This window comes from Longimicrobium sp. (assembly GCA_036377595.1).
GTDB lineage: Bacteria > Gemmatimonadota > Gemmatimonadetes > Longimicrobiales > Longimicrobiaceae > Longimicrobium.
In genome coordinates, this window is sequence record DASUYB010000198.1 from 39,343 (window position 1) to 63,606 (window position 24,264).

General features: G+C 70.9%; 28 protein-coding genes. 11 read left to right on the top strand and 17 right to left on the bottom strand.

Annotated elements, in window-relative coordinates; translation table 11 throughout:
- Positions 1–87 precede the first annotated feature (87 nt).
- A complete protein-coding gene (locus tag VF092_31085; protein ID HEX6751780.1) occupies positions 88–1,332 on the bottom strand; it encodes an HlyD family efflux transporter periplasmic adaptor subunit in 1,245 nt (414 codons plus the stop codon).
- A gap of 315 nt (positions 1,333–1,647) precedes the next feature.
- On the opposite strand from VF092_31085, the gene VF092_31090 reads away from it, so the two are divergent.
- Positions 1,648–1,989: a hypothetical protein gene (locus VF092_31090; protein HEX6751781.1), complete on the top strand. Its 342-nt coding sequence runs from the start codon at positions 1,648–1,650 to the stop codon at positions 1,987–1,989.
- Between the two features lie 68 nt (positions 1,990–2,057).
- Here VF092_31090 and VF092_31095 read toward each other — a convergent pair whose 3' ends face one another.
- Entirely contained in the window at positions 2,058–2,510 is a 453-nt protein-coding gene (locus VF092_31095; GenBank protein HEX6751782.1) for a hypothetical protein, read from the bottom strand.
- A 221-nt stretch (positions 2,511–2,731) separates the two neighbouring features.
- Between VF092_31095 and VF092_31100 the strand changes: the two genes are divergently transcribed.
- Together VF092_31100 and VF092_31105 are read left to right on the top strand one after the other, a co-directional pair.
- Entirely contained in the window at positions 2,732–4,009 is a 1,278-nt protein-coding gene (locus VF092_31100) for a tetratricopeptide repeat protein (protein ID HEX6751783.1), read from the top strand.
- 489 nt (positions 4,010–4,498) lie between these two features.
- Positions 4,499–5,338: a helix-turn-helix domain-containing protein gene (locus VF092_31105; protein HEX6751784.1), complete on the top strand. Its 840-nt coding sequence runs from the start codon at positions 4,499–4,501 to the stop codon at positions 5,336–5,338.
- 462 nt (positions 5,339–5,800) lie between these two features.
- Here the strand turns inward: VF092_31105 and VF092_31110 are convergent, their stop codons facing one another.
- The 8 genes from VF092_31110 to VF092_31145 all read right to left on the bottom strand — a co-directional run bounded on the left by VF092_31110 (position 5,801) and on the right by VF092_31145 (position 11,020).
- Positions 5,801–6,187 carry a hypothetical protein gene (locus tag VF092_31110; protein ID HEX6751785.1) on the bottom strand — a complete coding sequence of 129 codons (387 nt, stop codon included), beginning with the start codon at positions 6,185–6,187 and terminating at the stop codon, positions 5,801–5,803.
- A 264-nt stretch (positions 6,188–6,451) separates the two neighbouring features.
- Positions 6,452–6,862, bottom strand: coding sequence for a peptide-methionine (R)-S-oxide reductase MsrB (gene msrB / locus VF092_31115; protein HEX6751786.1), 411 nt, complete (start codon positions 6,860–6,862; stop codon positions 6,452–6,454).
- Positions 6,863–7,079: 217 nt separating this feature from the next.
- Complete coding sequence (locus tag VF092_31120) at positions 7,080–8,501, bottom strand: hypothetical protein (protein ID HEX6751787.1); 1,422 nt, start codon at positions 8,499–8,501, stop codon at positions 7,080–7,082.
- A 110-nt stretch (positions 8,502–8,611) separates the two neighbouring features.
- Positions 8,612–8,950: a TfoX/Sxy family protein gene (locus tag VF092_31125; protein HEX6751788.1), complete on the bottom strand. Its 339-nt coding sequence runs from the start codon at positions 8,948–8,950 to the stop codon at positions 8,612–8,614.
- Positions 8,934–9,383: a hypothetical protein gene (locus VF092_31130; GenBank protein ID HEX6751789.1), complete on the bottom strand. Its 450-nt coding sequence runs from the start codon at positions 9,381–9,383 to the stop codon at positions 8,934–8,936. The genes VF092_31125 and VF092_31130 overlap by 17 nt, the downstream gene beginning before the upstream one ends.
- Entirely contained in the window at positions 9,380–9,883 is a 504-nt protein-coding gene (locus tag VF092_31135; GenBank protein HEX6751790.1) for a hypothetical protein, read from the bottom strand. The genes VF092_31130 and VF092_31135 overlap by 4 nt, the downstream gene beginning before the upstream one ends.
- Before the next feature lie 114 nt (positions 9,884–9,997).
- Positions 9,998–10,465 (bottom strand): hypothetical protein, encoded by a 468-nt coding sequence (locus VF092_31140; GenBank protein HEX6751791.1) that lies wholly within the window; start codon positions 10,463–10,465, stop codon positions 9,998–10,000.
- A 177-nt stretch (positions 10,466–10,642) separates the two neighbouring features.
- The gene (locus tag VF092_31145; protein HEX6751792.1) at positions 10,643–11,020 is read right to left on the bottom strand and encodes a hypothetical protein; all 378 of its coding nucleotides are present in this window, start codon (positions 11,018–11,020) and stop codon (positions 10,643–10,645) included.
- Between the two features lie 309 nt (positions 11,021–11,329).
- On the opposite strand from VF092_31145, the gene VF092_31150 reads away from it, so the two are divergent.
- Positions 11,330–12,853 (top strand): family 10 glycosylhydrolase, encoded by a 1,524-nt coding sequence (locus VF092_31150; protein ID HEX6751793.1) that lies wholly within the window; start codon positions 11,330–11,332, stop codon positions 12,851–12,853.
- Between the two features lie 332 nt (positions 12,854–13,185).
- On the top strand, positions 13,186–13,413 hold the full coding sequence (locus tag VF092_31155) for a hypothetical protein (protein ID HEX6751794.1): 228 nt from the start codon (positions 13,186–13,188) through the stop codon (positions 13,411–13,413).
- A 56-nt stretch (positions 13,414–13,469) separates the two neighbouring features.
- Here the strand turns inward: VF092_31155 and VF092_31160 are convergent, their stop codons facing one another.
- The 3 genes from VF092_31160 to ettA form a co-directional block, all read right to left on the bottom strand.
- The gene (locus tag VF092_31160) at positions 13,470–13,844 is read right to left on the bottom strand and encodes a DUF2283 domain-containing protein (GenBank protein ID HEX6751795.1); all 375 of its coding nucleotides are present in this window, start codon (positions 13,842–13,844) and stop codon (positions 13,470–13,472) included.
- Between the two features lies 1 nt (position 13,845).
- Positions 13,846–14,235, bottom strand: a complete 390-nt coding sequence (locus VF092_31165) for a hypothetical protein (protein ID HEX6751796.1) — start codon at positions 14,233–14,235, stop codon at positions 13,846–13,848.
- Between the two features lie 464 nt (positions 14,236–14,699).
- The gene (gene ettA / locus VF092_31170; GenBank protein HEX6751797.1) at positions 14,700–16,382 is read right to left on the bottom strand and encodes an energy-dependent translational throttle protein EttA; all 1,683 of its coding nucleotides are present in this window, start codon (positions 16,380–16,382) and stop codon (positions 14,700–14,702) included.
- Positions 16,383–16,735: 353 nt separating this feature from the next.
- Here ettA and VF092_31175 point away from each other — a divergent pair, with 353 nt between their 5' ends.
- The 6 genes from VF092_31175 to VF092_31200 all read left to right on the top strand — a co-directional run bounded on the left by VF092_31175 (position 16,736) and on the right by VF092_31200 (position 21,461).
- Complete coding sequence (locus tag VF092_31175) at positions 16,736–17,281, top strand: CHRD domain-containing protein (protein HEX6751798.1); 546 nt, start codon at positions 16,736–16,738, stop codon at positions 17,279–17,281.
- A gap of 290 nt (positions 17,282–17,571) precedes the next feature.
- Positions 17,572–17,985, top strand: coding sequence for a GntR family transcriptional regulator (locus VF092_31180; GenBank protein ID HEX6751799.1), 414 nt, complete (start codon positions 17,572–17,574; stop codon positions 17,983–17,985).
- The gene (locus VF092_31185; protein HEX6751800.1) at positions 17,985–18,911 is read left to right on the top strand and encodes an ABC transporter ATP-binding protein; all 927 of its coding nucleotides are present in this window, start codon (positions 17,985–17,987) and stop codon (positions 18,909–18,911) included. The genes VF092_31180 and VF092_31185 overlap by 1 nt, the downstream gene beginning before the upstream one ends.
- 4 nt (positions 18,912–18,915) lie before the next feature.
- Positions 18,916–19,755: a hypothetical protein gene (locus VF092_31190; GenBank protein ID HEX6751801.1), complete on the top strand. Its 840-nt coding sequence runs from the start codon at positions 18,916–18,918 to the stop codon at positions 19,753–19,755.
- A gap of 36 nt (positions 19,756–19,791) precedes the next feature.
- The gene (locus VF092_31195; protein ID HEX6751802.1) at positions 19,792–20,592 is read left to right on the top strand and encodes a hypothetical protein; all 801 of its coding nucleotides are present in this window, start codon (positions 19,792–19,794) and stop codon (positions 20,590–20,592) included.
- 86 nt (positions 20,593–20,678) lie between these two features.
- Complete coding sequence (locus VF092_31200; GenBank protein HEX6751803.1) at positions 20,679–21,461, top strand: hypothetical protein; 783 nt, start codon at positions 20,679–20,681, stop codon at positions 21,459–21,461.
- Positions 21,462–21,680: 219 nt separating this feature from the next.
- Here the strand turns inward: VF092_31200 and VF092_31205 are convergent, their stop codons facing one another.
- From VF092_31205 to VF092_31220, 4 genes are read right to left on the bottom strand one after another with little or no spacing between them, the layout of a single operon-like run.
- A complete protein-coding gene (locus tag VF092_31205; protein HEX6751804.1) occupies positions 21,681–22,196 on the bottom strand; it encodes a DinB family protein in 516 nt (171 codons plus the stop codon).
- A gap of 28 nt (positions 22,197–22,224) precedes the next feature.
- Positions 22,225–22,509 carry a type II toxin-antitoxin system RelE/ParE family toxin gene (locus VF092_31210; GenBank protein HEX6751805.1) on the bottom strand — a complete coding sequence of 95 codons (285 nt, stop codon included), beginning with the start codon at positions 22,507–22,509 and terminating at the stop codon, positions 22,225–22,227.
- Positions 22,506–22,694 (bottom strand): hypothetical protein, encoded by a 189-nt coding sequence (locus tag VF092_31215; protein HEX6751806.1) that lies wholly within the window; start codon positions 22,692–22,694, stop codon positions 22,506–22,508. Before VF092_31215 ends, VF092_31210 begins: the two co-directional genes overlap by 4 nt.
- 59 nt (positions 22,695–22,753) lie before the next feature.
- Positions 22,754–24,220 (bottom strand): aldehyde dehydrogenase family protein, encoded by a 1,467-nt coding sequence (locus VF092_31220; GenBank protein ID HEX6751807.1) that lies wholly within the window; start codon positions 24,218–24,220, stop codon positions 22,754–22,756.
- Between the last annotated feature and the right edge of the window lie 44 nt (positions 24,221–24,264).

Below are 24,264 nucleotides of genomic sequence, written 5' to 3' on the forward strand. Positions count from 1 at the left end.
GGGCGCGATGGTTTGAGTGCGGCTCCGCATCTCCCGGAAAACGGGACGGCGCCGGCCCCCGTCGCGGGGGACCGGCGCCGCCGCCTGCTAGCGCAGCTTGATCCGTGGCTGCTCCTGGTACTCGCTCAAGTCCGAGAGCACCACCACGTCGCCGGGGTTCAGCCCGCTCAGCACTTCCACCGTGGTGGCGCTGCCGCGGCCCAGGCGCACGGTCACCCGCTCGGCCTCGCCGCCGCCGGGGAGGACGCGGAACATGGCGAGCGACGACTCGGCCTGCCCGTAGCTGGGTCGCCCCACGTACAGCACATTGGGGATGCGGTCGATCTCGATGGTCCCGTCCACCGACAGGTCGGGTCGCGCGCCGCGGGGGAGGGGTGCGTCGAGGGCCACGTCCACCGTCACCGTGCCGTTGGTGGCCGCCGGGTCGATCCGCGCCACGTGCCCGGCGACGAGGCCGTTGTGCGTATCGACCGACGCCTTCTGCCCCACGGTGAGGTCCTTCGCCTGCGTCTCGGGGATGCGCAGCACCGCCTTGAGCCGGCCGGGCTGCACCACCTTGGCCAGCGTGGCGCCCGAGTTCACCCACTGGCCCAGCTCGACGGGAAGCTCCTGCAGCACACCGTTCTGCGGGCTGCGCACCTGCATCGACGCGATCTGCGACTGGTTGAACGCCGCGAGACGGCGCAGCATCGCCACCTGGCTCTCCTGCCCGGCGATCTGCTGCTGCAGGGAGCGGCGCATGAAGTCCAGCCGCTGGCGCTCCACGCTCAGCCGCGTCTGCAGGTCGGCCGCGTCGTCGCGCGCCTTGGCCAGCTCCTGCTGGCTGACCATGTTCTGCCGCGCCAGCGCCTCGGCGCTCTCGGCCTGGCGCGCGGCCTGGTTGTGCTGCGCCTGGACCTGGGCCACCGTGCCCTGCTGGGTGAGCAGCTGGTTCTGCAGGTTGGTGCGCAGCGTGGTGAGGTCGGCCTGCGCGGCGGTCAGCTGCCGCTGCGCCTCGAGCGCCTGCCGCTCCACGTCGGGGTTGCTGAGGGTGACCAGCACGGTGCCGGCGGCCACGCTCGTCCCCGGCTGCACCAGCTTGCTCTCCACGCGCCCCTGGGTGACGGCGCTGATCCAGCGGATGTCCTCGGCCACCAGGGTGCCGGGGCCGCGCACCTGGCGCGCCATGTCGCCGCGGCGCACAGTGTCGGACCACAGGGTGGCGCGCTCCACCGAGGGCGCGGCGGGGCCGATGCGGGTGAGCGCGAGGGTGCCCAGCGCCGCGCCGGCGATGGCAATGCTGCCGTAAACCCAGCGCCGGCGGCTCTTTGCCGGCGTGCGGGGGATGTCCACGGTCGGTCTCCTGGTGCTGCGGGCGAGGGGAGGTGCTTCGGCTCTGCGTGCGGCCTCTACGCGAGGGTCGGGAGAAAAGATTCAGCCGCGTCCACGATCGCCAAAGTGCCTTCTGGTAGGCACTTGGGAAGGGTCGGCCGGATCTCCCGGGTCACCGGGATGCGAAGTCGGTGTCTCGATGCCACTTGACCATCATCCCCCCGGCTCTTACGCTGTGTCCCGCTCGTGGCACGGCCACGATTTTCGCGGCGCAGACAGGGCCCGCGCGGCCCTCGGCGACACTACATCGGCACGGATTCCAGGAGACCGGAAGGTATGGCAGACTCACGCGTGGACGAGCGCTTCGACGAGCTGGTGTCGCAGACGCACGACTGGGTTGAATCGGCGGTGGCGCTCGACGAGGGGCACTTTCCCACCGAGCTGCTGAGCGACCTGCGCGACCTGATCGACGAGCTGAAGGACTTCCTGGAAGACGAGGGCACCGGGCGCCGCTCCGAGGTGCTGGAGCTGTTCGTGAGCCCCGAGATGGCCGAGATCATGACGCGCTTCCCGCGCGTCCGCCGGCTGCTGGAGAGCGCCTGGGGGTCGCAGCTCACGGAGATGATCGAGGAGGAGAGCGGCTACGACCCCGAGGGCGACGACGAGGACGACGACTAGCCGCCCACCGGGCGACAGACGCGGGGCCCGCGCCGAGATGCGCGGGCCCCGCTTCGCGTCCGGGGAGATTACTCCCCGTCGTCCTCCGTGACGCCGTCTTCCTCCGCGTCGTCCTCCCCTTCCGGCCAGGGCCACTCGTCGTCGAGCCAGGTGGCGGCCAGGCGGTCGAGCCACTCGGGGCGGCCGGGGCCCTGCGCGTCGTACACGCGCTGCAGCGAGCGCACCACCCGGCGGATGGCTTCCAGGCGGTGCTCGGGCGGCAGGTCGCGCACCAGCGCGCCGATGGCCACCTCCACCCCCTCCACGGTCAGGTCCGAGCGCGGCCGGGTGCCCTCGCGCTCGGCCCAGTCCTGCAGCTTCTGGCGGCTGCGCGCGTACGGCGTGCCGCCCGAAAGGAACTTCTCCAGGCCGCTGGGGCTCATCCCCACCTGCCGCGCCACCGATCGCAGCGACGTGGCCTGCACCCGGGTGGCCACCGTCTCGCGCAGCCGCTCCAGGTTGCTCAGGGGCCGGTCGTTCATCCGCAGTTGCCTCCGCAATCAAGAGGACGGCAGATTAGGGGGACAAAATGGACGTGACTATAAGTTTACTCTGTCCGGTTTCCCCGCGCAAGGCGTGGAGCCGTCAACATGTATGGCTCCTCCGGGGCGGTCGATTCACGTAGTGGACGAGTGCGCTTTCGGCGCTTAGAATACGCCGCAAAAGATTGCCACTCCACTTCGACCCGCAGCCGGAGCCGTCCGTGCCTCTTCCGACCGCTTCCGCCCACGACGACCCCGCGTCGCCCGCGTTTCCCACCGGCACCACGCTGGCGCCGGACCTTCTCTCCGAGCTCCCGCACGACGCCGCGTTCGCGCTCTGGCAGGTGCTGCGCTGCGTGGAGCTGTGGACCGCGGAGCCCGAGGGTGCCCGCCGCGAGGTGTTCGACCGCGCGTACATGGAACGCTGGGAGCGGTCGCTCCTGACCGGCCCGCTGGAGCCGGAGGCGCGCTTTCCGCTGGCCGTGGTGGTCAGCGAGCTGGCGGCGGCCACGGCGGGCGGCGGGCGGCTGCCCTGGGCGTGCGTGTGCGTGGCCGACTGGGCGCTGGGGCGCGGCGCCCGGCGCGCGGGGCTGGCCTTCGCCGAGGCTGCGGCGCGCACGGCGCCGCAGCAGCCGCGCTACGCCTGGCTGGCGGGACGGCTCCTGCGCGGCCACGGCAACGCGCGCGACGGCGAGCGATGGCTTCGCCGCGCCCACCGCCTTGCCGTCGTCCAGCGCGACTGGGAAACCCAGGCGCGCTCGCTGACCTCGCTGGGAAACGTCTGCCTGGAAACCGGGCGGTATCCTGAGGCGCGGGGCTACCATTCCCGCGCGCTGCGCATCTCCCGCCGCTTCCGCCTGCGCGAGCAGGAGGCGATGGCGCTGCACGACCTGTTCGTGATCGCCTCGGTCGAGGGGAGTCGCGGCGAGGCCGAGCGGTACGCCCGCGGTGCGCTCGAAGCATACGGGCCGTTTGACCGCCGCATCCCGGCGCTGGCGCACGACCTGGCGTATTCGTGGATGGAGCAGGGATACTTCGCACGCGCCTTGAGCTTGTTCTCCGCGCTTCGGCCTTACTTCTCCCGGCCGAACGAAGAGCTGCGCATGGTGGCGAGCGCCGGTCGTGCCGCGGCCTTCGGAGGCGACCGGGTGCGCTTCGATGCGCTGCGTGCAGACGCGGAGGAACTCGTTCCGCGGTTGGAGACCAGTGAGACACTGGCGGCCTCGCTGCTCGATCTCGCCTGGGGTGCCGTCGCGCTACGCGCTTGGGAGACGGCGACCGAACTGGCGACCCGCGCAGGGGAGGTGGCCCGCTCGCGCAGCGAATCGGACACGGTGGTGTTCGCCGACCTGGTCATCGCCGCGGCCGAACGAAAAGATGCGAGCGAGATCGACAGGGTGTCGCCGGTGCGAATCACCGCGGGTGCGGGGGGAGAGCAACTGGCGGAGGATTTCGTGGCGACGCTGGACCGCGCCCGCGCCCGCGCAGGTGCTGCGTGAGCGGCCTCGGGGTGATGAACGCTCTGGTGACCAAGCACGATCCGGACGTCCGCGGCTCGTCCGCCCGCATCATGGGAGCTGCGTGGCGGACGAGGCCGTGGAGCCGGCGGTGCATGAGACTGGAGTCGGGTGGATGCGGTCGGTCGCGATGTGGCGGGGCTGCTTCGTGTCGTGTTGCTCAGCCCCCAGAGCCGAGGTATCCTGGCCCGCGCTTCGTCGTGTCGGTCGTGGTCCCTGCGTCGGTCGCACCGTCTGCGGAGGGCCGGCCAGGCGCACTGGACGGGGCAGTGGGGGAGGCGGCGGTGCACGCGGCCATCACCAGGGCCGCGGCGCACGCGGCAAGCATTACCTTGGCTTTCATGGGTTCCTCCGCAGAGGTTGAGGTGGGCGGACGCCGGTGGTTGCGCGCCCAACCTCGCCGCCTAAACTGGACACCGTCAACGTATTTCAACGCAGAAAAGACCGCCCCGAACGCGTCGAACGGTCCCGATGAAGCGGCGTAAGGCGCGCCGTGTCATCGTGTTGGAGGGAGTGGAGCTGCCGGCGCTCCACGATCTCGGGCCGCCCTACGTGGTGGAGCTGCCGGTGGGGTGGGGCGACCTGGACGACATCGTGCGCCACGCGCCGCCGTCGGCCGTGGTGCTGCTGGACCCGTACGCCGGCCGCCGCGCGGGCGAGGCCTTCCCCCGGCTGCACGACCTGCTGCGGCGCTACCCGTCGCTCACCGTGGTGGCGGCCACCGAGCTCCGCCCCGAGGCCATCGCCGACGTGGGCACGCTGCTGGAGTGGGGCGTTTCGGAGGTGATCGACACCGGGCCCGAGTCCACGCCGCGCGGGATCCACGCGCGGCTGCGGCAGGCGCACGCGCGGCCGCTCAAGCGCAGCGTGGAGCGGGCGCTGTCGCCGTTCGTGAGCTCCGAAGCCAGGAACCTGCTGATGGGGGCGGCCGAGGTGGCCGTGGAGGGCGGGGGCGCGCCGGACCTGGCGAAGGCGATGGCGGTGGCGCCGCGCACGCTCACCGAGCGGTGCACGCGCGCGGACCTGCCGCCGCCGCGCCAGGTGCAGGCGTGGATGCGAATCCTCCTCGCCTGCATGCTGCTGGACGACCCGGGGCGGACGGTGTACGCGGCCGCGTGGGCGTGCGGCTACTCGACCGACCGGTCGCTGCGGCGCGCGGTGTCGGCGTTCGTGGGCGCCGACAGCACCACGCTGCGCCGCGGCGGCGCGTTCACGCAGGCGGCCAAGGCGTTCAACGAGCGCCTGCGCGAGATCCGCGAAGCCGCCCGCGAGCGCCGCAAGGCCGAGCGCACCAACGGCCGCGGCGGGTGATCATGCGCGGGCGCGACAGACGCATCCTGGCCGTCTGCACGCGTGCCGATGGCGAGTGCGGACGGACTTGACGCCTCTCGTCTGGCTGCCGAAAGGTTCTAGCGTGAGGGAAGGCGCGACGGTGATTTACGGAGATGCAATTTCCCTTTTCGGAGGTATGGAGATGACGAGTGCGCCTGAGCAGAACGCCGAACCCGAGTGGGTGAAGCTCTTGCGCGCCCGCGGCTTCGAGGTGGATGGGGGCGAGGGCGGCGAGCTGCCGTTCGATCCGCCGGCCGAATTTTACGCGTGGGCTCCGCGACGCCGGTGTCCCGGTCTTCGGATGGTGCTCGGTTGGATCCCCGGGCTCCGGCCGAATTGGGCAGACGGAGCGAGGCGGCGGGCCCGCTAGTACGGAACGAAAGTGCGGGGACGCGGAGCATCGGCTCCACGTCCCCGCGCGCTTCCTTGCACCTGAGCAGGTCAGAATCCCCCGGCTTCGCGGAGCTCGGCGAGCCAGACGGGGCGGGGGGTGCTGGTCTCGCGGCAGCGGCGGTCGAGCACGGCCACCAGCTCGGCCACGGTGGGCTCGCGGTGCGCCTCGGGAAAGTGCTGCACCAGCAGCCCCAGCGCGGCCGAGGCGGACTCCTGCGTGAGCTCGGCGTTGCGGCTCTGGATCTCGCGGATGTACCACTCGGTCAGCTTGCGCGTGGTCTTCATGTACGGGTCGGCCCCGTCGATGAAGCCGCGCAGCCCCGTGGGGCTCATGCCGATGTCGCGCGCGGCGTGACGCAGCGAGGTGGCGTCGACGTACAGCCGCGCCGCCTGCCGCAGCGTCTGGATCGGCGGACCCTCCCTGGTCGACGCCATCTCGGCCAGCTCGTTTCTGCCGCGGACGCGCGGCGGTGCACGTTTCGTAAAAGATTACACTCCCGCTACGTTAACCCGTCCGGACGCCCTCCCGCAAGAACACGTAGCAAATGGATGCCGGCCGATGCCGATGAATCGGGGACTTCGCGTGATCCAGATACAACAGAAAGCCTCACGCAGAGTCAGCAGAGTCAGCAGCCAGTTCCACTGCTGACTCTGCTGACCCTGCGTGAGCCATCAGGAGAGGCGACTACGAGCGGAAGCTCAGCTGCTCGGCTCGTTCTCCGGCTCGAACTTGAGCGCCGCCGAGTTCATGCAGTAGCGCTGGCCGGTGGGCGCCGGGCCGTCGTTGAACACGTGGCCCAGGTGCGCGTCGCAGCGGCTGCACACCACCTCGGTGCGGCGCACGAACCACGAGCGGTCGTCGTGCTTCTCCACCGCGCCCTCCGCGGCGGGCCGGGTGAAGCTGGGCCACCCCGTGCCCGACTCGAACTTGTCGCCCGAGCGGAAGAGGTCGGCGCCGCAGCACACGCAGCGGTAGGTGCCCTCGCGGTGCTCGTTCCAGTGCTCACCGGTGAAGGCGCGCTCCGTGCCCTTCTTGCGCGTCACGTGGTACTGCTCGGGCGTGAGCTGCGCCTTCCACTCGGACTCGCTCTTCCGGACCTTCTCCGTCATCTATCCCTCCTCGATGCATTCGATGCGTGGGGAACCGCCGGGGAACTGCAGGATTCGGGCGTGTCCCCCGCTGCGCGGGGGCCGGGCTGCGCGCGCGGTAGGCAACGATACCGCTGTTGCCAACCGCGCCGGGCCCCCGCCGCGCCTGTCATCCGTCCCACTCTCCTTGGCGACGGTGCGCGCGCGGCGGGGTCCCGGCCCTCCGGGCGCGCATCCCTCACGCGTCCCGTGCCCGCATCTGGTTGGATGTTCGGCGGTTACGCATCGACGTGCGTCCGCCCCGCATCGCCTGCAGCAGCGCGTCCACCCGGCGGCGGCGCTCCGTCCCCGGCGCGGGAAGGCGCTCGCCCAGCCCGGTGCCGAGCGCCACCGCCAGCAGGTCGCCCGAGGCGTCCACCAGCAGCACCGTGTTCTCCCCGCCGGCGCTCAGGATGTAGGCGCGCGCGCCGGAGAGCTCGCGCACGGCCACCGTCGCGATCTCCCAGGTGCGCGGGAAGGGGTGGTAGACGGCGATCGTCTGCCCCGTGCGCAGCCCGGCCAGCGCGGGCGCCAGGTGCTCCTCCATCCCGTCGTCCGCCATCGCCCAGGCGTCGGCGGGCGGCACCTGCAGGGCGGTGTCGCGCGCGGCGTGCACGCGCAGCCCGCCCTCGGCCGGCTCGATGCGGAATCCCCCCAGCGAGCCGGTGCTGTCCGTCCACAGCGCCTGGTACGAGCGCTGGCGGGCGCCGTCCCAGTCGCTGCGCGCGGTGCCCACCATCCCGTCGTTGCGCCCCAGGCCCGACTCGATCACCCCTGGCGTCCGCGCCACCGTGTGCAGCAGCACCCGCGCGCCGCCGTTCGACGTGTACGACGTATCGCCCGCGGGGAGGTCGCGCGCCAGGACCTCGGCCGCCGCCCGACCCACGTCGCGGCGGGTGAGCGCGCTCTTCAGCCCGGCGGGCACGGAGTCCGTCCGCCCGGAGGCGCCGGGGAGGCCGGCCGAGCCGCGCAGGTCCATGCTCCACCCGTGCTCGCGGAACGTGCCCGTGGCGGGATCGTAGCGGTAGTGCTCGGACATCGGCCCGCTCACGTCGATCCACCAGCGGCTCTCCGCGTCGTCGCCGTAGACGTCGCGGTAGCGCAGCGTCCCCGTCCCCTCCACCCGCACCGAGCCGTCGCCGTCTCGTCCCGCGACGCGCCATCTCCGCACGATGCTGTAGACGTACGGCCCCGCGTCCGTCTGCCGGGTGCGGAAGACGGTGTCGCTCCACGCCGTCCCCGGCTCCAGCCGTCCCCCCGGCGGAAGGTGCGGGAAGGCGTCGTAGCTGCCGCGCTCCAGGTTCGCCTGCCCGTCGATGGTCTCCACCTTTCCCTGCGGCGTGACGGCGTAGACGTGGTGCGTGCGCGTGCGGCTCACGTTCAGCCGCAGCTCGTCGACGTCGGCGCGGAGGAGGGGCGCGGCGCCGCTCCAGCGCTGGCGCTCCACCGACAGCGACGTCACCGGCGAGCCGAGGGTGTCGCCGCCGCGCACGACGTACATCCGGTAGACGTTGAGCTTGCGGTACCAGACGGAATCCGGCCGCGCGCGATACACCGCGTCCTGCGCGTGCGCCGGCGCCGCGAAGGCCAGCAGCATCGCCGCCGCAATCGTCTTTTTCATCGAATCATCAGGAAAAGAAAATCTCACGCAGAGGCCGCAGAGGTCGCAGAGGAGTCACGCCGAAGCACCCTCTGCGACCTCTGCGGCCTCTGCGTGAGACATGCCGTTCGTCAGCGCTTCTTGCGCCGGGCCGCGCGGGCCACGTCGATGGCCTTGAGCACCCACGGGCGCAGCGCGTCGGCGTCCTCGATCACGTCGGCGGGAAGCTCGTAGTACTGCATCACCATCTTCGGATCGTCGAAGGGGCTGAACTGCCTCATCCCCGCCGCCTCGAAGTCGCCGCGGTTGCTGTCGTCCACCTTCAGGTACGTCGTGTCGTCGTCCATCAGCGCGAAGAACAGCCCGTCGGCGTAGATCCCCACGCCGCCGAACATGCCGCGCGCGGTGACGGGCGTCACCCGGCCGAGCTGCTCCAGCACGAACTCGCGGTACTCAGGGGTGACCGGCATCGCCCTCCCCCTCGAGCTTCAGGTCCGCCCGGCCGAAGAACCGCGCTGCGGCGTCCACCAGGTCCGAGTCCGTCATCACGTCGCGGAGGACCTTCGGCCCGCGGCCGGGCGCGGCGAGCACGTATCCCACCCCCGGGCAGCGCACCAGCCGCAGCCGCCCGGCGATGGCCAGCTTCACCCAGTCCGCCATCCGCGCCTCGGCCGCCACGCCGTGCGCGCGCAGCGAGCGCGCGGCGCTGCTCCAGTGCCACTGCCAGTCGTCCAGCACGGTGCCGAGGTCCGGATCGGCGTCCACCTGCGCCTGCGTCACCGGGTGGAAGCAGGCGACCACCGTCGGCCCGCGCACGGGGACGCTGGCGGTGTCGGCCGCCTGCGCGCGCAGGGCGTCCGCGGACGCGACCACGAGGCAGAGGGCGACGGCGGCGATCTTCATCTTGCGTCCGTGCGGCTCCAGTAGAAGCCGGAGTTGCTGGCGGGATCGACGAAGAGCCAGGCGCGCCGGTCCGGCGCCTCGTACACCTCCAGCCGGTTCCCCGCCTTTCCCAGCATCGTGCGCTCGTTGATGGTCCACCACGGGCTGAAGCCGGGGTTGGTCACCCGCAGCACGCGCGCCTCGTTCAGCGACAGGCGCCGCATCCCCGCCACGACGCGATCGTGATCCGCGGGGGCGAAGGTGAATCGCACCCAGCGCAGCCCCTGCCGGTCGTCGCGGCGGGTGTGGATCTCCGTGGCGCTGGGCGGAACCCGCGCGGGGAGCGCGTCGGCGCCGTCGCGCGGCGCCTCGGCGAAGGTCTTCCAGTAGCCCTGCGGCTGGTCCACCCAGGTGCAGAGCGTCGGATACAGCCCCACGCCCACGGCGATCAGGGCGAAGACGACGAACAGCACCACGTTCCTGCGGCGGCGCAGCCGGTCGTGCTCGGTAAGCTCCTGCATGCAGATCGAGACCGGTGTGACGGGACGGACGGCGTTGACCAGCCGCAAGATAGAGCGCCCGCCGGCAGGCCGCGAGGCCGCCGGCGGGCGCCGTCTGATCCGATCTGCCGCGCGCTACGGCGTGCTGCGGCGGGTGAGGACCACCACGGGCTCGGGGGAGAGCGGGGGAAGGCGCAGGAAGAGCCGGTTCCCCACCACCTGGTACGCGACCGGGTGCTCGAGCGCCCACGTCTGCGGGTCGAACGGCCGGCCGCCGGCGCGGCGGTCCACGCTCACGGCGCTGCTGGGATGGAAGCGCAGCTCGCCGCCCGCGGCCGTCACGCTTCCCACCGACTTGCCGTACGACAGCAGCCCCGGCGCGAAGGGCGACGGCTTGAAGGTGGCCGTCTCCATCCGGAAGGCGCCGTCGGCGCCGAACTGCACGGTCATCTGGCGCAGGTCGCCGCCGGGGAGCGCGGTGTCGGTGGGCTGGATGCTCCAGGTGCCGAACAGCTCCGCGTCGGTGGGCGACGTGGCGTCGCCCCCGCAGGCGGCCAGCGCCAGGAGGCCTGCGAGTGCCAGGATGATGCGGGATCTGCGCATGACGGCCGTTCCTTGCGCGCGGGCCGGATGGGGCGGGACCGGATGTGAACGCACGGGCGCGGCGGTTCCGGACGGGGTTTCGGTTAGCGCTGGATGAGCGCGTGGGCGCGGACGCCGAAGGGAGGAGGGCCCGCCGCCGGGGGACGACCCTCCAGCGCCCGTCCAGTGGACGGAACCCTACTCCACCTCGACGTCGCGCCCGCGGCAGTCGCGGTCGCCCGCCGCCTGGGCCCGCATCACCTCGCGCACGGCGATGGCGCGGGGATACATCCCCAGGTGCCCGAACATCCCGCGGTCGGTGACGTCGGCGCGGACGGTGACGAACACGGTGCCGTAGTCGCCCTGCACCAGCTCGCGGTAGCGCGCCAGCAGCGGGCCGGGGTCGCTCACCCACCACTTCTCGCCGCCCTCGCAGCGGGTGAACGACTGCTCTTCCCAGCGCACCGTGTAGTGCCCGGTGAGCACCCGCGGCTCGCTCCGCGGTGCCGCGGCGGCCAGGCCGGCCGCTGTCGCCAGCGCGGGAAGCGCCAGCATCTTCCACTTCGTCCTGCTCACTGCTCGCTCACCTGGTAGAACACTCCGCGGGCCGCGCCACCCTGTCACTAAGACACGCGAGCGGCGGGAAAGGTTGCGTTCGGCCACAACTCGCGTGCGGTGCGGGCGTGCCGGGCGAATGAAATGAATTCGCGGCAACAACTGCCCGAAGTCCGCCTTCGCGGACTCCTGGGGCGGCCTCCGGGCGGACGGGCACGCATCGCCGTGGCCGCGGATCGGAGTCGGTCGCCCCTGTCGCGCATCATTCTCGCGCACGAGGTTGTCTCTCGCTCCGTCCCCGATCACGCCGGACGTGAAGGTTCGATGCGCATGCGATCTCGATCCCATCTCCTGCTGGCCCTGGCGGCGCTCGCCCTCGGCGCCGGATGCACGCCGGCGGTGACGTCGCCTTCTCCGTCCGCGGGGGGGATTCCGGCGCCGCGGCGGGAGTTCCGCGGCGTGTGGGTGGCCACGGTGGCGAACATCGACTGGCCGTCGCGGCCGGGACTGCCGGCGGACAGCCAGCGCGCGGAGCTCACCGCGGTGCTGGATCGCATGGCGGCGCTGCACATGAACGCCATCGTCCTCCAGGTGCGGCCGGCGGGGGATGCGCTCTATCCGTCCGAGCTGGAGCCGTGGTCGGAGTATCTCACCGGCGAGCAGGGGCGGGCGCCGGAGCCGGCGTGGGACCCACTCGCCTTCGCGGTGACCGAGGCGCATCGGCGGGGGATGCAGCTGCACGCGTGGTTCAACCCCTACCGCGCCCGCCATCCCACGGCCAAGACGCCCGAGGCCGCCACCCACATCGCCCGCACCCATCCCGAGGTGGTGAAGCAGTACGGACGATACCTGTGGATGGACCCGGGCGAGCCGCTGGTGCAGGACCATTCCATCGCCGTGATCCTGGACGTGGTGCGACGGTACGACGTGGACGGCGTGCACATCGACGACTACTTCTACCCCTATCCCGAGAAGGATTCGGCCGGCGCGAACATCGACTTCCCCGACGAGCCGAGCTGGCAGCGCTACCGCGCGTCGGGCGGCCGCCTGTCGCGCGACGACTGGCGGCGCAGCAACGTCGACCGCTTCGTGGAGCGGATGTACCGCGAGGTGCACCGCGCCAAGCCCTGGGTGCAGGTGGGGATCAGCCCGTTCGGCATCTGGCGGCCCGGCAACCCGCCGCAGATCGTCACCAGCTTCGACCAGTACGCCATGCTCTACGCCGACGCGCGCAAGTGGCTGCGCGAGGGATGGACCGACTACTTCACGCCGCAGCTGTACTGGCCCATCGCGCGCACCGGGCAGAGCTATCCCGTGCTGCTGGACTGGTGGGCGCGCGAGAACCCCCGCGGGCGGCAGCTGTGGCCGGGCAACTTCACCAGCCGCACCTTCGAGGGCGACCCGAACCCCTGGCCTGCCAGCGAGGTGATCGGGCAGATCTACGTCACCCGCGGGCGGCTGGGCGAGGGGACCGGGAACATCCATTTCAGCGCCAAGGCGTTCGCGCTGAACCGCGATTCGCTGAGCGAGCGCCTGGTGCGCGAGGCGTACCGCGACCACGCGCTGCCGCCCGCCTCGCCGTGGCTGGCGCGCGGACGGCCGGGGCAGCCTACGCTGGAGATCGCGCGCGACGCATCCGGCGCATCATCGGTCGCCATTCGCGCCGGGGGTGGCGCCGCGCCGATGTGGTGGGCCGTCCGCGCCCGCGTCAACGGGAGATGGACAGTCGACGTGATCCCCGCCGCGCAGACGTCGTGGACGCTCCCGGCCGGCGCGGACCAGGCCGCCGTATCCGCCGTCGATCGCGTGGGGATCGAGGGGCCGGTGACGATACTCGCGGTCCACTCTCCCTGACAATCTGGCAGCGATGGACACGCCGTGGCAGAGCGACGACCAAGGGAGAGCCGTCGCTCTGTTGCATTTTACGCGAAAGCTGTCATCGCCAAAAACTTGTAAGTGGATGATACTAGCAGGTTTGTGCTGGGGATGATATCCTGTCCAAAATCGCTGTATCAGATGGCCTTTAGGCACGTAACCTGCATCAAGAAAAGTGGCTTCGGAAGCGAGATAAGTATATGCCACTGAGGAACTTCACAGATTCGGGCGGGACCGAATGGCGGGTTTGGGACGTGGTCCCGTACGGCTCACGGCCGAGCGAGCGGCGGCTGGCGAGGGCGGACCGCCGTGTGGCGACCTCTTCGGCGTACGCGGGACCCGAGCGGCGCGTCGGGCGCGAGCGCCGCGTGCGCACCGCCAGCCTGCTGACGCCGGGGCTCGAGGCGGGGTGGCTGTGCTTCGAGAACCACGTCGACAAACGGCGCCTGACGCCCATCCCCACCGGCTGGGACGAGTCGGACGACGGCGAGCTGGAGGGCCTCCTTGCCCGCGCCCGCTCCGTAGCGCGGCGGAACTGAACAAACGAGGCGCGGCCGCTTGGCCGCGCCTTGTTTTGATACCGAGTCCAGCCGCGTTATGCAGCCTGCTGCAAGATCTTCTCGGTCCGGAGCAGAGTGATCGGAATCGTTTCGCACGCGGCCGGTGTGTAGGCGGAGAGCACAAGGTACTCATTCACCGGTGCGGAGCGAAGTAGATCGATCGCAAGCTCCCGTGTTTTTGGAGACAGTTCTGCCAGTCCCGTTAGAGGAAAGCTTCTCGCTCCAAGCTCCGTCTGTTGTGCGAGTATCGAAAAGTCGAGGAGCGTGATCCCGATCGGCCGGCGGTTCTTCTTGTCGACGCGAAGCAGGATGTGCGGGTTCAACTCGATTCCGGTTGCGCTCTCGCCCGGCGCGAAGGATACGTAGAGGGTATCACTCGGCTCGTCGTAGCGAATCTGCGGCTCGGCCATGTTAACCAAGCGGAGTTTTCCGTGAAATCCGGGATCCCATCAACCGAAACGTGGTGTCAGGGCCCCAAATCCGAATTTCGCCGATAGCTGCATCTTCCCAGCGCGTACCTGGATAGACAGAAAGGATCGTGAGTCGAAGCGAGGTGGTGCTGTGCTGCCCGAGGTCGAAATACTGCAACTCGTTGTGATCCGCTAACCGGATGGTTCTGCTGCTCCCGTCAGAGAAGGTGATGCGGGCGTCGCGTACCCGTTCATTCTCCTCAAATCGTGATCCCTTGCCGTAACCGTTAACGATACCGACCCGGCTTACCGTTACGACCGATGATAAACGCAACTCAATCCATTCGCCCGACCCGTCGCCGCTTGCACCTTCTACCCAAACTGTGCTCACTCTTCCATCCGTCGCCATTTCTGCCCCGTAGGCAGCTACTCTGCTCGGTGGAAGCACCGATGACGCAAGAGCGGATGTGCTCCGAAACTCAACCCAACCTCCACGTGGAGATGGTTGCCGCGGTGTAGGTTTTTCAGTTGGAATAGTCGCTTGTGTCGCAGGAAAATCCGACTCAGCGGTGTCAGGAGGTGAGATAAACTTTGGTTCGTACTTCGCGTCGTGGAGGACGTGCCACCGGAAATCGGGTACCTGCAAAACGGTCGCACCAAGGGCAAGGATGCCTACAACGAGGCTGAGGAACGCAATCAAATGAGCACGGAGCCAATCGCGCATAGGTCAGTACTCGATTGCCGTGAAAGAAACGAGGGATCCAGAAGAGGTTTAGAGCCAATATAAACCGGTTTCTAACGGCAACAATAATGGCGGAAGGGAGTCTCCTCCCTCCCGCCTGATGGACTAATCCCTCACGCCCGCACGAGCTTGCGGTACTTGATGCGGTGGGGCATCTCGGCTTCGGCGCCCAGGCGGCGCTTGCGGTCGAGCTCGTACTCGCGGTAGTTGCCCTCGAACCACACCGCCCGGCTCTCGCCCTCGAACGCCAGAATGTGCGTGGCGATGCGGTCCAGAAACCAGCGGTCGTGGCTGATCACCACCGCGCACCCGGCGAAGTCGAGCAGCGCCTCCTCCAGCGCGCGCAGCGTGTCCACGTCCAGGTCGTTGGTGGGCTCGTCGAGCAGGATCAGGTTGCCGCCGCTCTTCAGCACCTTGGCGAGATGGACGCGGTTGCGCTCGCCGCCGGAGAGCACGCCCACCTTCTTCTGCTGGTCGGCGCCCTTGAAGTTGAACCACCCGCAGTAGGCGCGGCTGTTCACCTTCACCTTCCCCAGCTCGATCTGGTCCTCGCCGCCCGAGAGCTCCTGCCACACGGTGTTCTCGGCGTTCAGCGAGTCGCGGCTCTGGTCCACGTAGGCCAGCTGCACGGTGGACCCCACCCGCAGCGCGCCCGAGTCCGGCGTCTCCTGCCCCACGATCATGCGAAAGAGCGTGGTCTTCCCGGCGCCGTTGGGGCCGATCACGCCGACGATGCCGCCGCGGGGGAGGCGGAAGGTGAGGTCCTCGAAGAGCAGCTTGTCGCCGTACGCCTTCGCCACGCCGTCGGCCACCACCACGTCGTCGCCCAGGCGCGGGCCGGCGGGGATGTAGATCTCGGCGGTGGACACCTTCTCGCGCTGGTCGGCGTTCAGCAGGTCTTCGTACGCGGTGATACGGGCCTTGCTCTTGGCCTGCCGCGCGCGCGGCGCCATCCGCACCCAGTCGAGCTCGCGCTCGAGCGTGCGCTGCCGCGCCGACGACTGCTTCTCTTCCTGCCGCAGCCGCTCCTGCTTCTGCTCCAGCCAGCTGGTGTAGTTCCCCTTCCAGGGGATCCCCTCGCCGCGGTCGAGCTCCAGGATCCACTCGGCCACGTTGTCGAGGAAGTAGCGGTCGTGGGTGATGGCCACGATGGTGCCCTGGAACTCGGCCAGGTGGTGCTCCAGCCAGGCGACGGACTCGGCGTCGAGGTGGTTGGTGGGCTCGTCGAGGAGGAGGAGGTCGGGCTCCTCGAGCAGCACCTTGCACAGCGCCACGCGCCGCCGCTCGCCGCCGGAGAGGTTCTCCACGCGCGCGTCGGGCGGGGGGAGGCGCAGCGCGTCCATGGCGATCTCGATCTTGCGGTCGAGCTCCCAGGCGTTGTGCGCCTCGATCTGGTCCTGCAGCCGCGCCTGCTCCTCGAGCAGCGCGTCCATGTCGGCGTCGGGGTCGCCGAACGAGTTGTTGACCTCGTCGTAGCGGCGCAGCAGGTCGCGGATGGGCTTCACCCCCTCTTCCACGTTGCCGCGCACGTCCAGCGTCTCGTCGAGCTCGGGCTCCTGCGCCAGGTAGCCCACGCGCGTGCCCTCGGCGGCCCACGCCTCGCCGTTCCAGTCCTTGTCGACGCCGGCCATGATGCGCAGCAGCGAGCTCTTGCCGCTGCCGTTGGGGCCCACCACGCCGATCTTGGCGCCGGGATAGAAGGAGAGCCAGATCCCCTTCAGGACCTCGCGCTGCGGCGGAACCACCTTGCGGAGGTCCTTCATCACGTAGATGAACTTGCTGGTGTCGAGCGCCATTCTCTGCCGTTCGGATCAGGGTTGCGATGATTCGGCCCGCCGCGCCGGAAGGAGCGCGATGGGGGACCCCAACTTATCAGCCCGCGCCCGGCGGCGGGAGGCGTGGCGCGGCCGAATCATCTGTAGCGCGGCGAGACAGCCGGGGCATGGGCGCAACGCTCCGCGGCGCTCCGCGCGCCGTCTCCCCCTCTCCCGCCGAAGTGCACAAGTGGCGTGGGTGCAAGCGGGTGGAGACGCCGCGGGAAACGGATGCCGCCGGGCACCGGGAATGCTGCGAAATGTCCCGCCTTTCCATCGCATCCGGACGTGCCCCCCGCCGCCCGGCCTTCTTCCCACACCCGGAGGCTTCCCCCATGCGCCTCGCCCCGACCGTGCTGGCCCTGGCCTGCGCCGCCCTGGCGGCCGGCTGCGCGGACACCCCGCAGGCCCGCAACCCCGACATCGTGCTGCCGGTGTTCGCCAGCGCCAACGCCAGCCAGAACTTCAACGCGCAGCCGTACGGCGGCGGCGAGGTGCCGCCCAACGACAGCAAGGGGCGCGGCAGCGCCATCTTCCACCTGAGCGACGACGGGACGACGCTGCACTACAAGCTGATCGTGGCCAACATCGACAACGTCACACAGTCGCACATCCACCTGGCGCCGGCGGGGGTGAACGGGCCGATCGTCGTCTTCCTGTTCGGCTTCGTGGCGGGCGGGGTGACGGAGAACGGCGTGCTGGCCGAGGGCGACATCCACCAGAGCAACCTCATCCCGCGGCCGGCGATCGGGTTCGGCGCCACCATGCCCGAGCTGATCGCGGCGATGCGGAGCGGCGGCGCGTACGTGAACGTGCACACCGTCGCCCTCCCGGGCGGCGAGATCCGCGACCAGGTCAAGGAGAACGGCGCGACGCACTGAACGCGTCTCCCGCGAGAACGACGGCGGCGGCACCCGGATGCGGTGTCGCCGCCGTTCCGCGTCCGGGAATGGCCGCGAGCGAAGCGAGCCTTCGTCCCTCCCCCAGTCGGTTTTTGGGGGAGGGACAGCCGCGGAGCGGCAGGGAGAGGGCGACGGCAGAATCGCCGCGCGCCGCGCGTTCGATTAACGGCGGCTTAACCCGGCCGGCACTGGACGAAGTGTACCTTGACCCGCGCGGCGGCGGGTGGTTTCGTGGGGAAGAGGCGAGAAACGTCCGTCCCGGAGCGCCCATGCAGCTGTCCATCGACACCGCGGACCCGCGCCCCATCCACGCACAGATCGTGGACGAGGTGCGCCGCGCCGTGGTCCTGGGGACGCTTGTACCGGGCGACACCCTGCCGCCGGTGCGCATCCTGGCCGCCGAGCTGCGCGTGAACCCCGCCACCGTGGCCGAAGCCTACCGCGCGCTGGAGGGCGAGGGGCTGGTGACCATGCGCTGGGGGCGCGGCCCCGTCATCGCCGAGCGGACGCCCGCGCCGGGAGACCGGGCCGCGCTGGTGCGGCAGGTGGCCGAGCGCGCCCTCCGCGACGCGCGCCGCCACGGTGTCTCCCCCGCCGAGCTGGCGGACGCCATCCGCGCGGCGTCCTCATCGCAATCCCCATCTCCATCCCCCGAACCCGCCGAACCCGGAGTGCCCGCGTGATGCGTCCCGCACCCCTGCCCGTGCGCCTGGAGGGCGGCGCCTTCGCCGTGTCGACCCGCGCGCTGAGCAAGCGCTTCGGGCGCGACTTTTCGCTGCTGGGCGTGGACCTGCAGGTGCCCGAGGGCGCCGTCTACGTGCTGGTGGGCCCCAACGGGGCGGGGAAGACGACCACGCTGCGCCTCCTCCTGGGCCTCCTTTCCGCCGACTCGGGCGAGGTGGACGTGCTGGGGCTGAGCCCGTGCGCGCAGGGGCCGCTGGTGCGCGCGCAGGTGGGTTACGTGCCCGAGCGGGGCGACTGGGGATACGGCTACATGAGCGCCGGCCGGCTGCTGGAGCACCACGCGGCGTACTTCCCCACCTGGGACTGGGAGTACGCGACCAGGCTGGCCAACGCCTTCGAGATCCCCCTGCAGAAGCGGATGGCGAAGCTGTCGAAGGGCCTCGCGCGGCGCGTGCACCTGCTGATGGCGCTGGCGCACCGTCCCCCGCTGCTGCTGCTGGACGAGCCGACCGACGGGCTGGACCCGGTGATGCGCGACGAGACGCTGGGGATGCTGGCCGAGCACGTGGCCGAGACGGGGTGCACGGTGCTCATCTCCACCCACCTGGTGCACGAGGTCGACCGCCTGGCCGACCACCTCGGCGTGATGCGCGACGGGCGGCTGACCGCGCAACTCCCGCGCGAGGTGCTGCACCGCATGCTGCGCCGCTACCGCGCCGACATCCCCGCGGGGTGGACGGGCGCGCCGGCGCTGGAGGGCACCGTGGTCAAGCGCGGCGGCGTGGGCCGCGAGATCCAGTGGAGCGTGTGGGGCGACGAGCACGAGGTGGCGCGCCAGCTCGCCGCGAGCGGCGCCACCGTCCGCGACGCCGCGCCGCTGACGCTGGAGGACGCCGCCGTCGCCCTGCTGAGCCGCAAGGAGTAGGGAGATGGAGATCGCAGTGGCCGCAACGGATTCCGGGAGGATCGCGATGGGCGAGGCCGTCCTTCACCCCCTTCCTCGCCGCGCGGAGATGGCGCGCGAGCAGCTTCGCGCCGTCGGCCTCTCGCTGCGCCGCGAAGGCGCCGCGGCCGCCGGCGTGATGGCGCTGCTGAGCGTGGCGGTGGTGTGGGACCAGGCCCGCTCGGTCAGCGAGTTCGTCGTCGAGCCGGGGATCGGCATCCCCGCGGCGGTGGTGGCGCTGCTGATGCCGCTGGCCGTGTGGAAGGGCGAAGGGCCCGGCCGGCGCGGGTATCACCATTCCATGCCGGTGGACCGGGGCGTCCACGCCGTGACCCGCGGGCTGGCCGGGCTGGTGTGGATGCTGGCGGCGATGGGCGCGTACTACGCCTGGCTGGGGGGCGTCACGCTGGCCGTCGGCGGGTGGGTGCGCCCCGACGCGGCGTATCGCTGGGCGGCGCCGGTCGCGGGCGCGGTGGTGCTGTACCTGGTGGGGACGGCGCTGGCGCTGCGTGCCGCGCACCCGTGGCGGTGGCTGGGCGGCGGCGCCGTCGGCTACCTGTTCCTGAAGCTGATGTCGGAGCCGGACCGCGACTTCGCGCCGTTCCGGATGGTGGACGGGGTGCTGCGCGGGCGCTACGGCCTGTTCACGGTGCTCGAGGGGCGCACTCCGATGCAGTTCCGCGGCGTGTCGACCTGGGGCGGGCACGAGTTCACCTACACGGTGCGCGTGGCGGACGGCGGGGTGTGGCTCACGTCGGTGTGGCTCTGGCTCGGCCTCGCCCTCGCGCTGTTCGTCTGGGCGGCGTACCGCCAGCCGGAGCGCTGAGCGGCGCCGTCGTCGTACTTCGATCGCGAGGAAAGCATGCCCGAAGCCGTCCTCCACCCCATCCCCCGCCGCGTGGACGTGGCGCGCGAGCAGCTCCGCGCCGTGGGCCTCTCCCTGCGCCGCGAGGGCGCGGTGGCCGCGGGCGCGCTGGGGCTGCTGAGCGTGGTCATCCTCTGGGACGAGCTCCGCGAGGGCTACGGCGGGATGAACATGACGCCGGAGCTGGGCGTTCCCGTGGCGCTGGTGGCGCTCCTCGTCCCCATGGCGGTGTGGAAGGGCGAGGGCCCGGGCGGGCGCGGCTATCACCACGCCATGCCGGTGGAGCGGGGCCCGCACGCCGTCGCCCGCGGGGTGGCCGGGCTGGTGTGGACGCTGGCCGCGACGGGGGCCTGGTTCGCGTGGCTGGTGGCCGTGGCGCTGGCGAGCGGGAGCCGGTTCGACGGCATGTGGGGAGCGGACTGGCGCTTCGCCGCGCCCGTGGCCGGCGTGGTGGTGATGTACCTGCTGGGCTCGGCGCTGACGCTGCGGGCCGCGCATCCGTGGCGGTGGCTGGGCGGCGGCGCGGCCGGATACGTGTTCCTGAAGATGCTTGCCGGGCCGGACGGCGAGCTGTGGCTCTACCGCGCGGCGAACGAGGTGCTCCGCGGCCGCTACGGGGTGATGACGCTGCTGACGGGGCGCTCGCCCGTGTGGATCCACACGTCGCTGGAGGGGCGGGCGTACGAGTACCTGTCGCACCGGCCGGTGGCGTCGGTCTGGGTGATGTCGGTGTGGCTCTGGCTCACCCTGGCCCTCCTGCTCTTCCTCTGGTCCGCGTACCGCCAGCCGGAGCGGTGAGCGGGGGGATGGAGAGGGTCGAAACGCGGGGACGCCCGCGCGCGTAGAGGGCGGTATCGACGTTGGCCCGCACCTGGGAGGAGAGGATGTCCGAAGCCGTTCTTCACCCGCTGCCGAACCGCGTGGACGTGTTGCGCGAGCAGTTCCTGAGCGTGGGGCTGTCGCTGCGCCGCGAGGCGCTGACCGTGGCCGGCGTGGCGGGGCTGGTGAGCGTGTGGGCCGCCTGGCTGCAGGCCACGCGCCCGTTCAGCCTGGGGATGGAGGTGGAGCCCGCCGCGGGGATGCCCGTGGCGATGCTGGCGCTGCTGGTGCCGATGGCCGTGTGGAAGGGCGAGGGCCCGGCGCAGCGCGGCTATCACCATGCCATGCCGGTGCAGCAGGGGACGCACGCGGTGGCCAAGGCGCTCTCCGGGCTGGTGTGGCTGCTGGCCGCGGTCGGCGCGTACTTCGGCTGGCTGATGCTGCTGGCGGCCTTCACCGGCGGACGCGTGGAGTCGATGCCCGCGTGGCGCTGGCTCACCCCGTTCGCGGGGGTGACGGTGACGTACCTGCTGGGCTCGGCGCTGACCCTGCGCGTGGCCCACGCGTGGCGGTGGCTGGGCGGCGCGCTGGTCGGCTACCTGTTCCTGAACGCCATGCAGGCCGCCACGGGGATGGGCGCGCTGCTGGGGCTGGTGAACACGGCGCTGGCCGGCCCGCTCGGCGTGACGACCGTGATCACGGGCGAGGTGCCGCGCCAGGTGCACCGCAGCGGGGTCTTCTACGCCTACGGGCCCAGCGCCGCGGGGTGGATGCTGGCGCTCTGGCTCTGGCTGGCGATCGCCATCTCGCTCTTCCTCTGGTCCGCGTACCGCCAGCCGGAGCGCTGATACCGGATTCCTGCGGATGACTGTGCACGCGACGGCCGATTCATAAAAGAGTCTCACACGGAGGGAACGGAGGAAACGGAGGACGGATGAGCGGTTCTCCGTTTCCTCCGTTCCCCAATCCGCGCCTCGGGTAGGACGGCGCATCGCCCGACGCAGGCAGCCCCTCGCCCCGAACGCCGGGCGAGGGGCTGCTTCCGTTTCGCGGGGGACGTCTCCGCGCTACGCCGGCTGCTCCGCCGGGAGGCTGCGGTCGCGCACCTCCTCGCTGGTGAGGCCGTAGAGGGGAGGGGTGGGGACGCCGATCATCCCCAGCATCAGGTAGATCTGGCCGCGGTGATGCGCCTCGTGCTCGACCATGGCGCGCAGCCACTTCCACGCGGGCATGCTGGCGCCCGCGGGGGTGACGGCGGGGCCGCGCAGGGCCTCGGGCGTGAGCGCGCGGAAGATCTCCACCGCTTCGGCGTGCATGGCGTCGAGGTACGCGATCGTCGCGTTCCAGCCGTCGGCCAGGTCGCGGCCGTGGCCGGGGTAGCGGCTGGGGAGGCCGCTCACGTTCTCGGCGAACATCCAGCGCTCGATGGCGGCCAGGTGGCGCACCAGGTCGCCGAAGGTGAACGCGCCTTCGCGGTGCGTCCACTCCAGCCGCTCCGGCGGGATGCACATCACCACCCGCCGCGTCCGCCCGCGGAACCCTTCCCAGTACGGAAGGAAGGTGTCGATCGAGGTGATCTCCATCAGTTCTCGAATCGGTGCGATCGAGGCCTCATCGCCATCCAGTTTCTGAGCTGGAGTGCACCACGGCGGCGATCACGATCTGGTCTGGGCGAATTTCGTAGATGATGCGGTACGGCGCCTCCAGCAACTCGCGGATCAACTCGTCCTCGAATTCCGGGACCATGCGCCCCGAGCGGGGAAACTGCGCGATCTGCTTGGTCCGGTTGGTGATCCGATCGACAAGGCGGGTTGCGTACCGCTCCGAACTCTGCGCGACGTAGGCGTGGATCGCGCGTAGCTGAGCCGCCGCTTTCTCCGACCAGACGACCTTCACCGCGGGAGCCCGAAGCTCTCGCGCAGGTCCTCGACGGAGATCACTCGACCCGCGTCCGCATCCGCCATTCCCTGCTCCACGCTCTGCCGGACATAGATCTCGTACATGAGATCATCCCACGTGGCGTCGTCGCGGAGGCCTTCGACGATCTTGCGGGCCTCGGCCTTCACTCCACTCGCATTCATCGCACACCTTTCGGATCGGGACCTCCCAGTCTCGCCAAATCGATCGGGGAACGCAACGTCTAGCGCCGCGTGCCGTACACCGTCCTCGCGATGCGCTTGAGCAGGGCGAGCTTCTTCGCGCCGTAGGGGAACCAGAACAACTCGCGGGGGAAGGCGATGCGCGTGTCGGCCACCGCCTTCACCTGGCTGAACTCCAGCAGCCCCTCGTCGCCCATCATCCGCCCGAAGCCGCTCTGCTTGACTCCGCCGTAGGGCAGCTCGGGAATGCCGAAGTTGATCAGCACGTCGTTCACCATCACCATCCCCGCCTGCAGCCGCCGGGCGATGCGGCGCCCCTTCGCGCGGCTCCGCGTCCACACGCTGGCATTCAGCCCGAACGGGCCGGCGTTGGCGATGCGCACCGCCTCGTCCTCGTCCTTCACCCGCACCAGCGGCAGCACGGGGCCGAAGGTCTCGCGCGTGTTCAGCGCCATCGCCGGCGTGGCGTCGACGATCAGCGTGGGCGCGTAGACCGGACCCTCGTCGCTCACCGCCTCCCCGCCCATCACCACCCGCGCGCCCTGGGCCACCGCGTCGTCCACCGTGTGCTGGATGATCTCGCGCTGCGGGGGGAAGATGAGCCGGCCCACGTCGTACTCGCCGGTGCCGCCCACGCGCAGGCGCCGCATCTCCGCCTCCACCGCGCCGGCGAAGCGGTCGTAGATGCACTCGGGGACGAGGGCGCGCTCGACCGACATGCAGACCTGGCCGGCGTTGGAGATGGCGCCCCACACCACGCCCGCGGCCGCGCGCTCCAGGTCCGCGTCCTCGCAGACGATGGTGACGTCGTTGGCGCCGAGCTCCATCACCACGGGGGTGAGCGTCTCCGCCGCGCCGGCCAGGATCTTCCGCCCGGTGGCCGGCGAGCCGATGAAGGCGATCTTCTCCACCCCCGATCGCACCAGCGACGCGCCGACATCGCCCGCGCCCTGCACGACCTGCACGAGGTCCGGGTGCTCGGGCATGGCCTCGCGTGCGAGCTCGGCCAGCATCGCGCCGGTGCGCGGGGTGACCTCCGACGGCTTGATCACCACCGCGTTGCCCGCGAAGAGCGCGGCCACGGTGGGGATCCCGGGCATGGAGAAGGGGAAGTTCCACGGGGAGATGACGCCCACCACGCCGTACGGCTCGTACAGCTTGGTCCCGCCCTTGTTGAGCAGGATGCCGGTGCCGACGCGCTTCCGGCGCAGCACCCGCGGGGCGCGCTTCTCGTACGCCTTGATGAGCCCGGCCACGATCAGCACCTCGTGACCCATCGCCTCGACGGCGGGCTTTCCCGTCTCCTCGCGGATGACGGCGATCACGTCGTCCATGCGGCGGATGAGCGTGCCGCGCAGCGCCTTCATCCGCCGCGCGCGCTCGCGCACGGTGAGCGCGGCCCAGGCGGGCTGCGCCGCCCGCGCCCGGGCCACGGCGTCGTGGACCGCGTCGTCGGCGGAGGGCGCGGCGCGGGGGGCGGCTGCGGTTTCGGATGCGATGGTGGCCATGGCCGGAGGGTGCGAGAGTGCGAAAGTGCGAGAGCGTGCGGCAT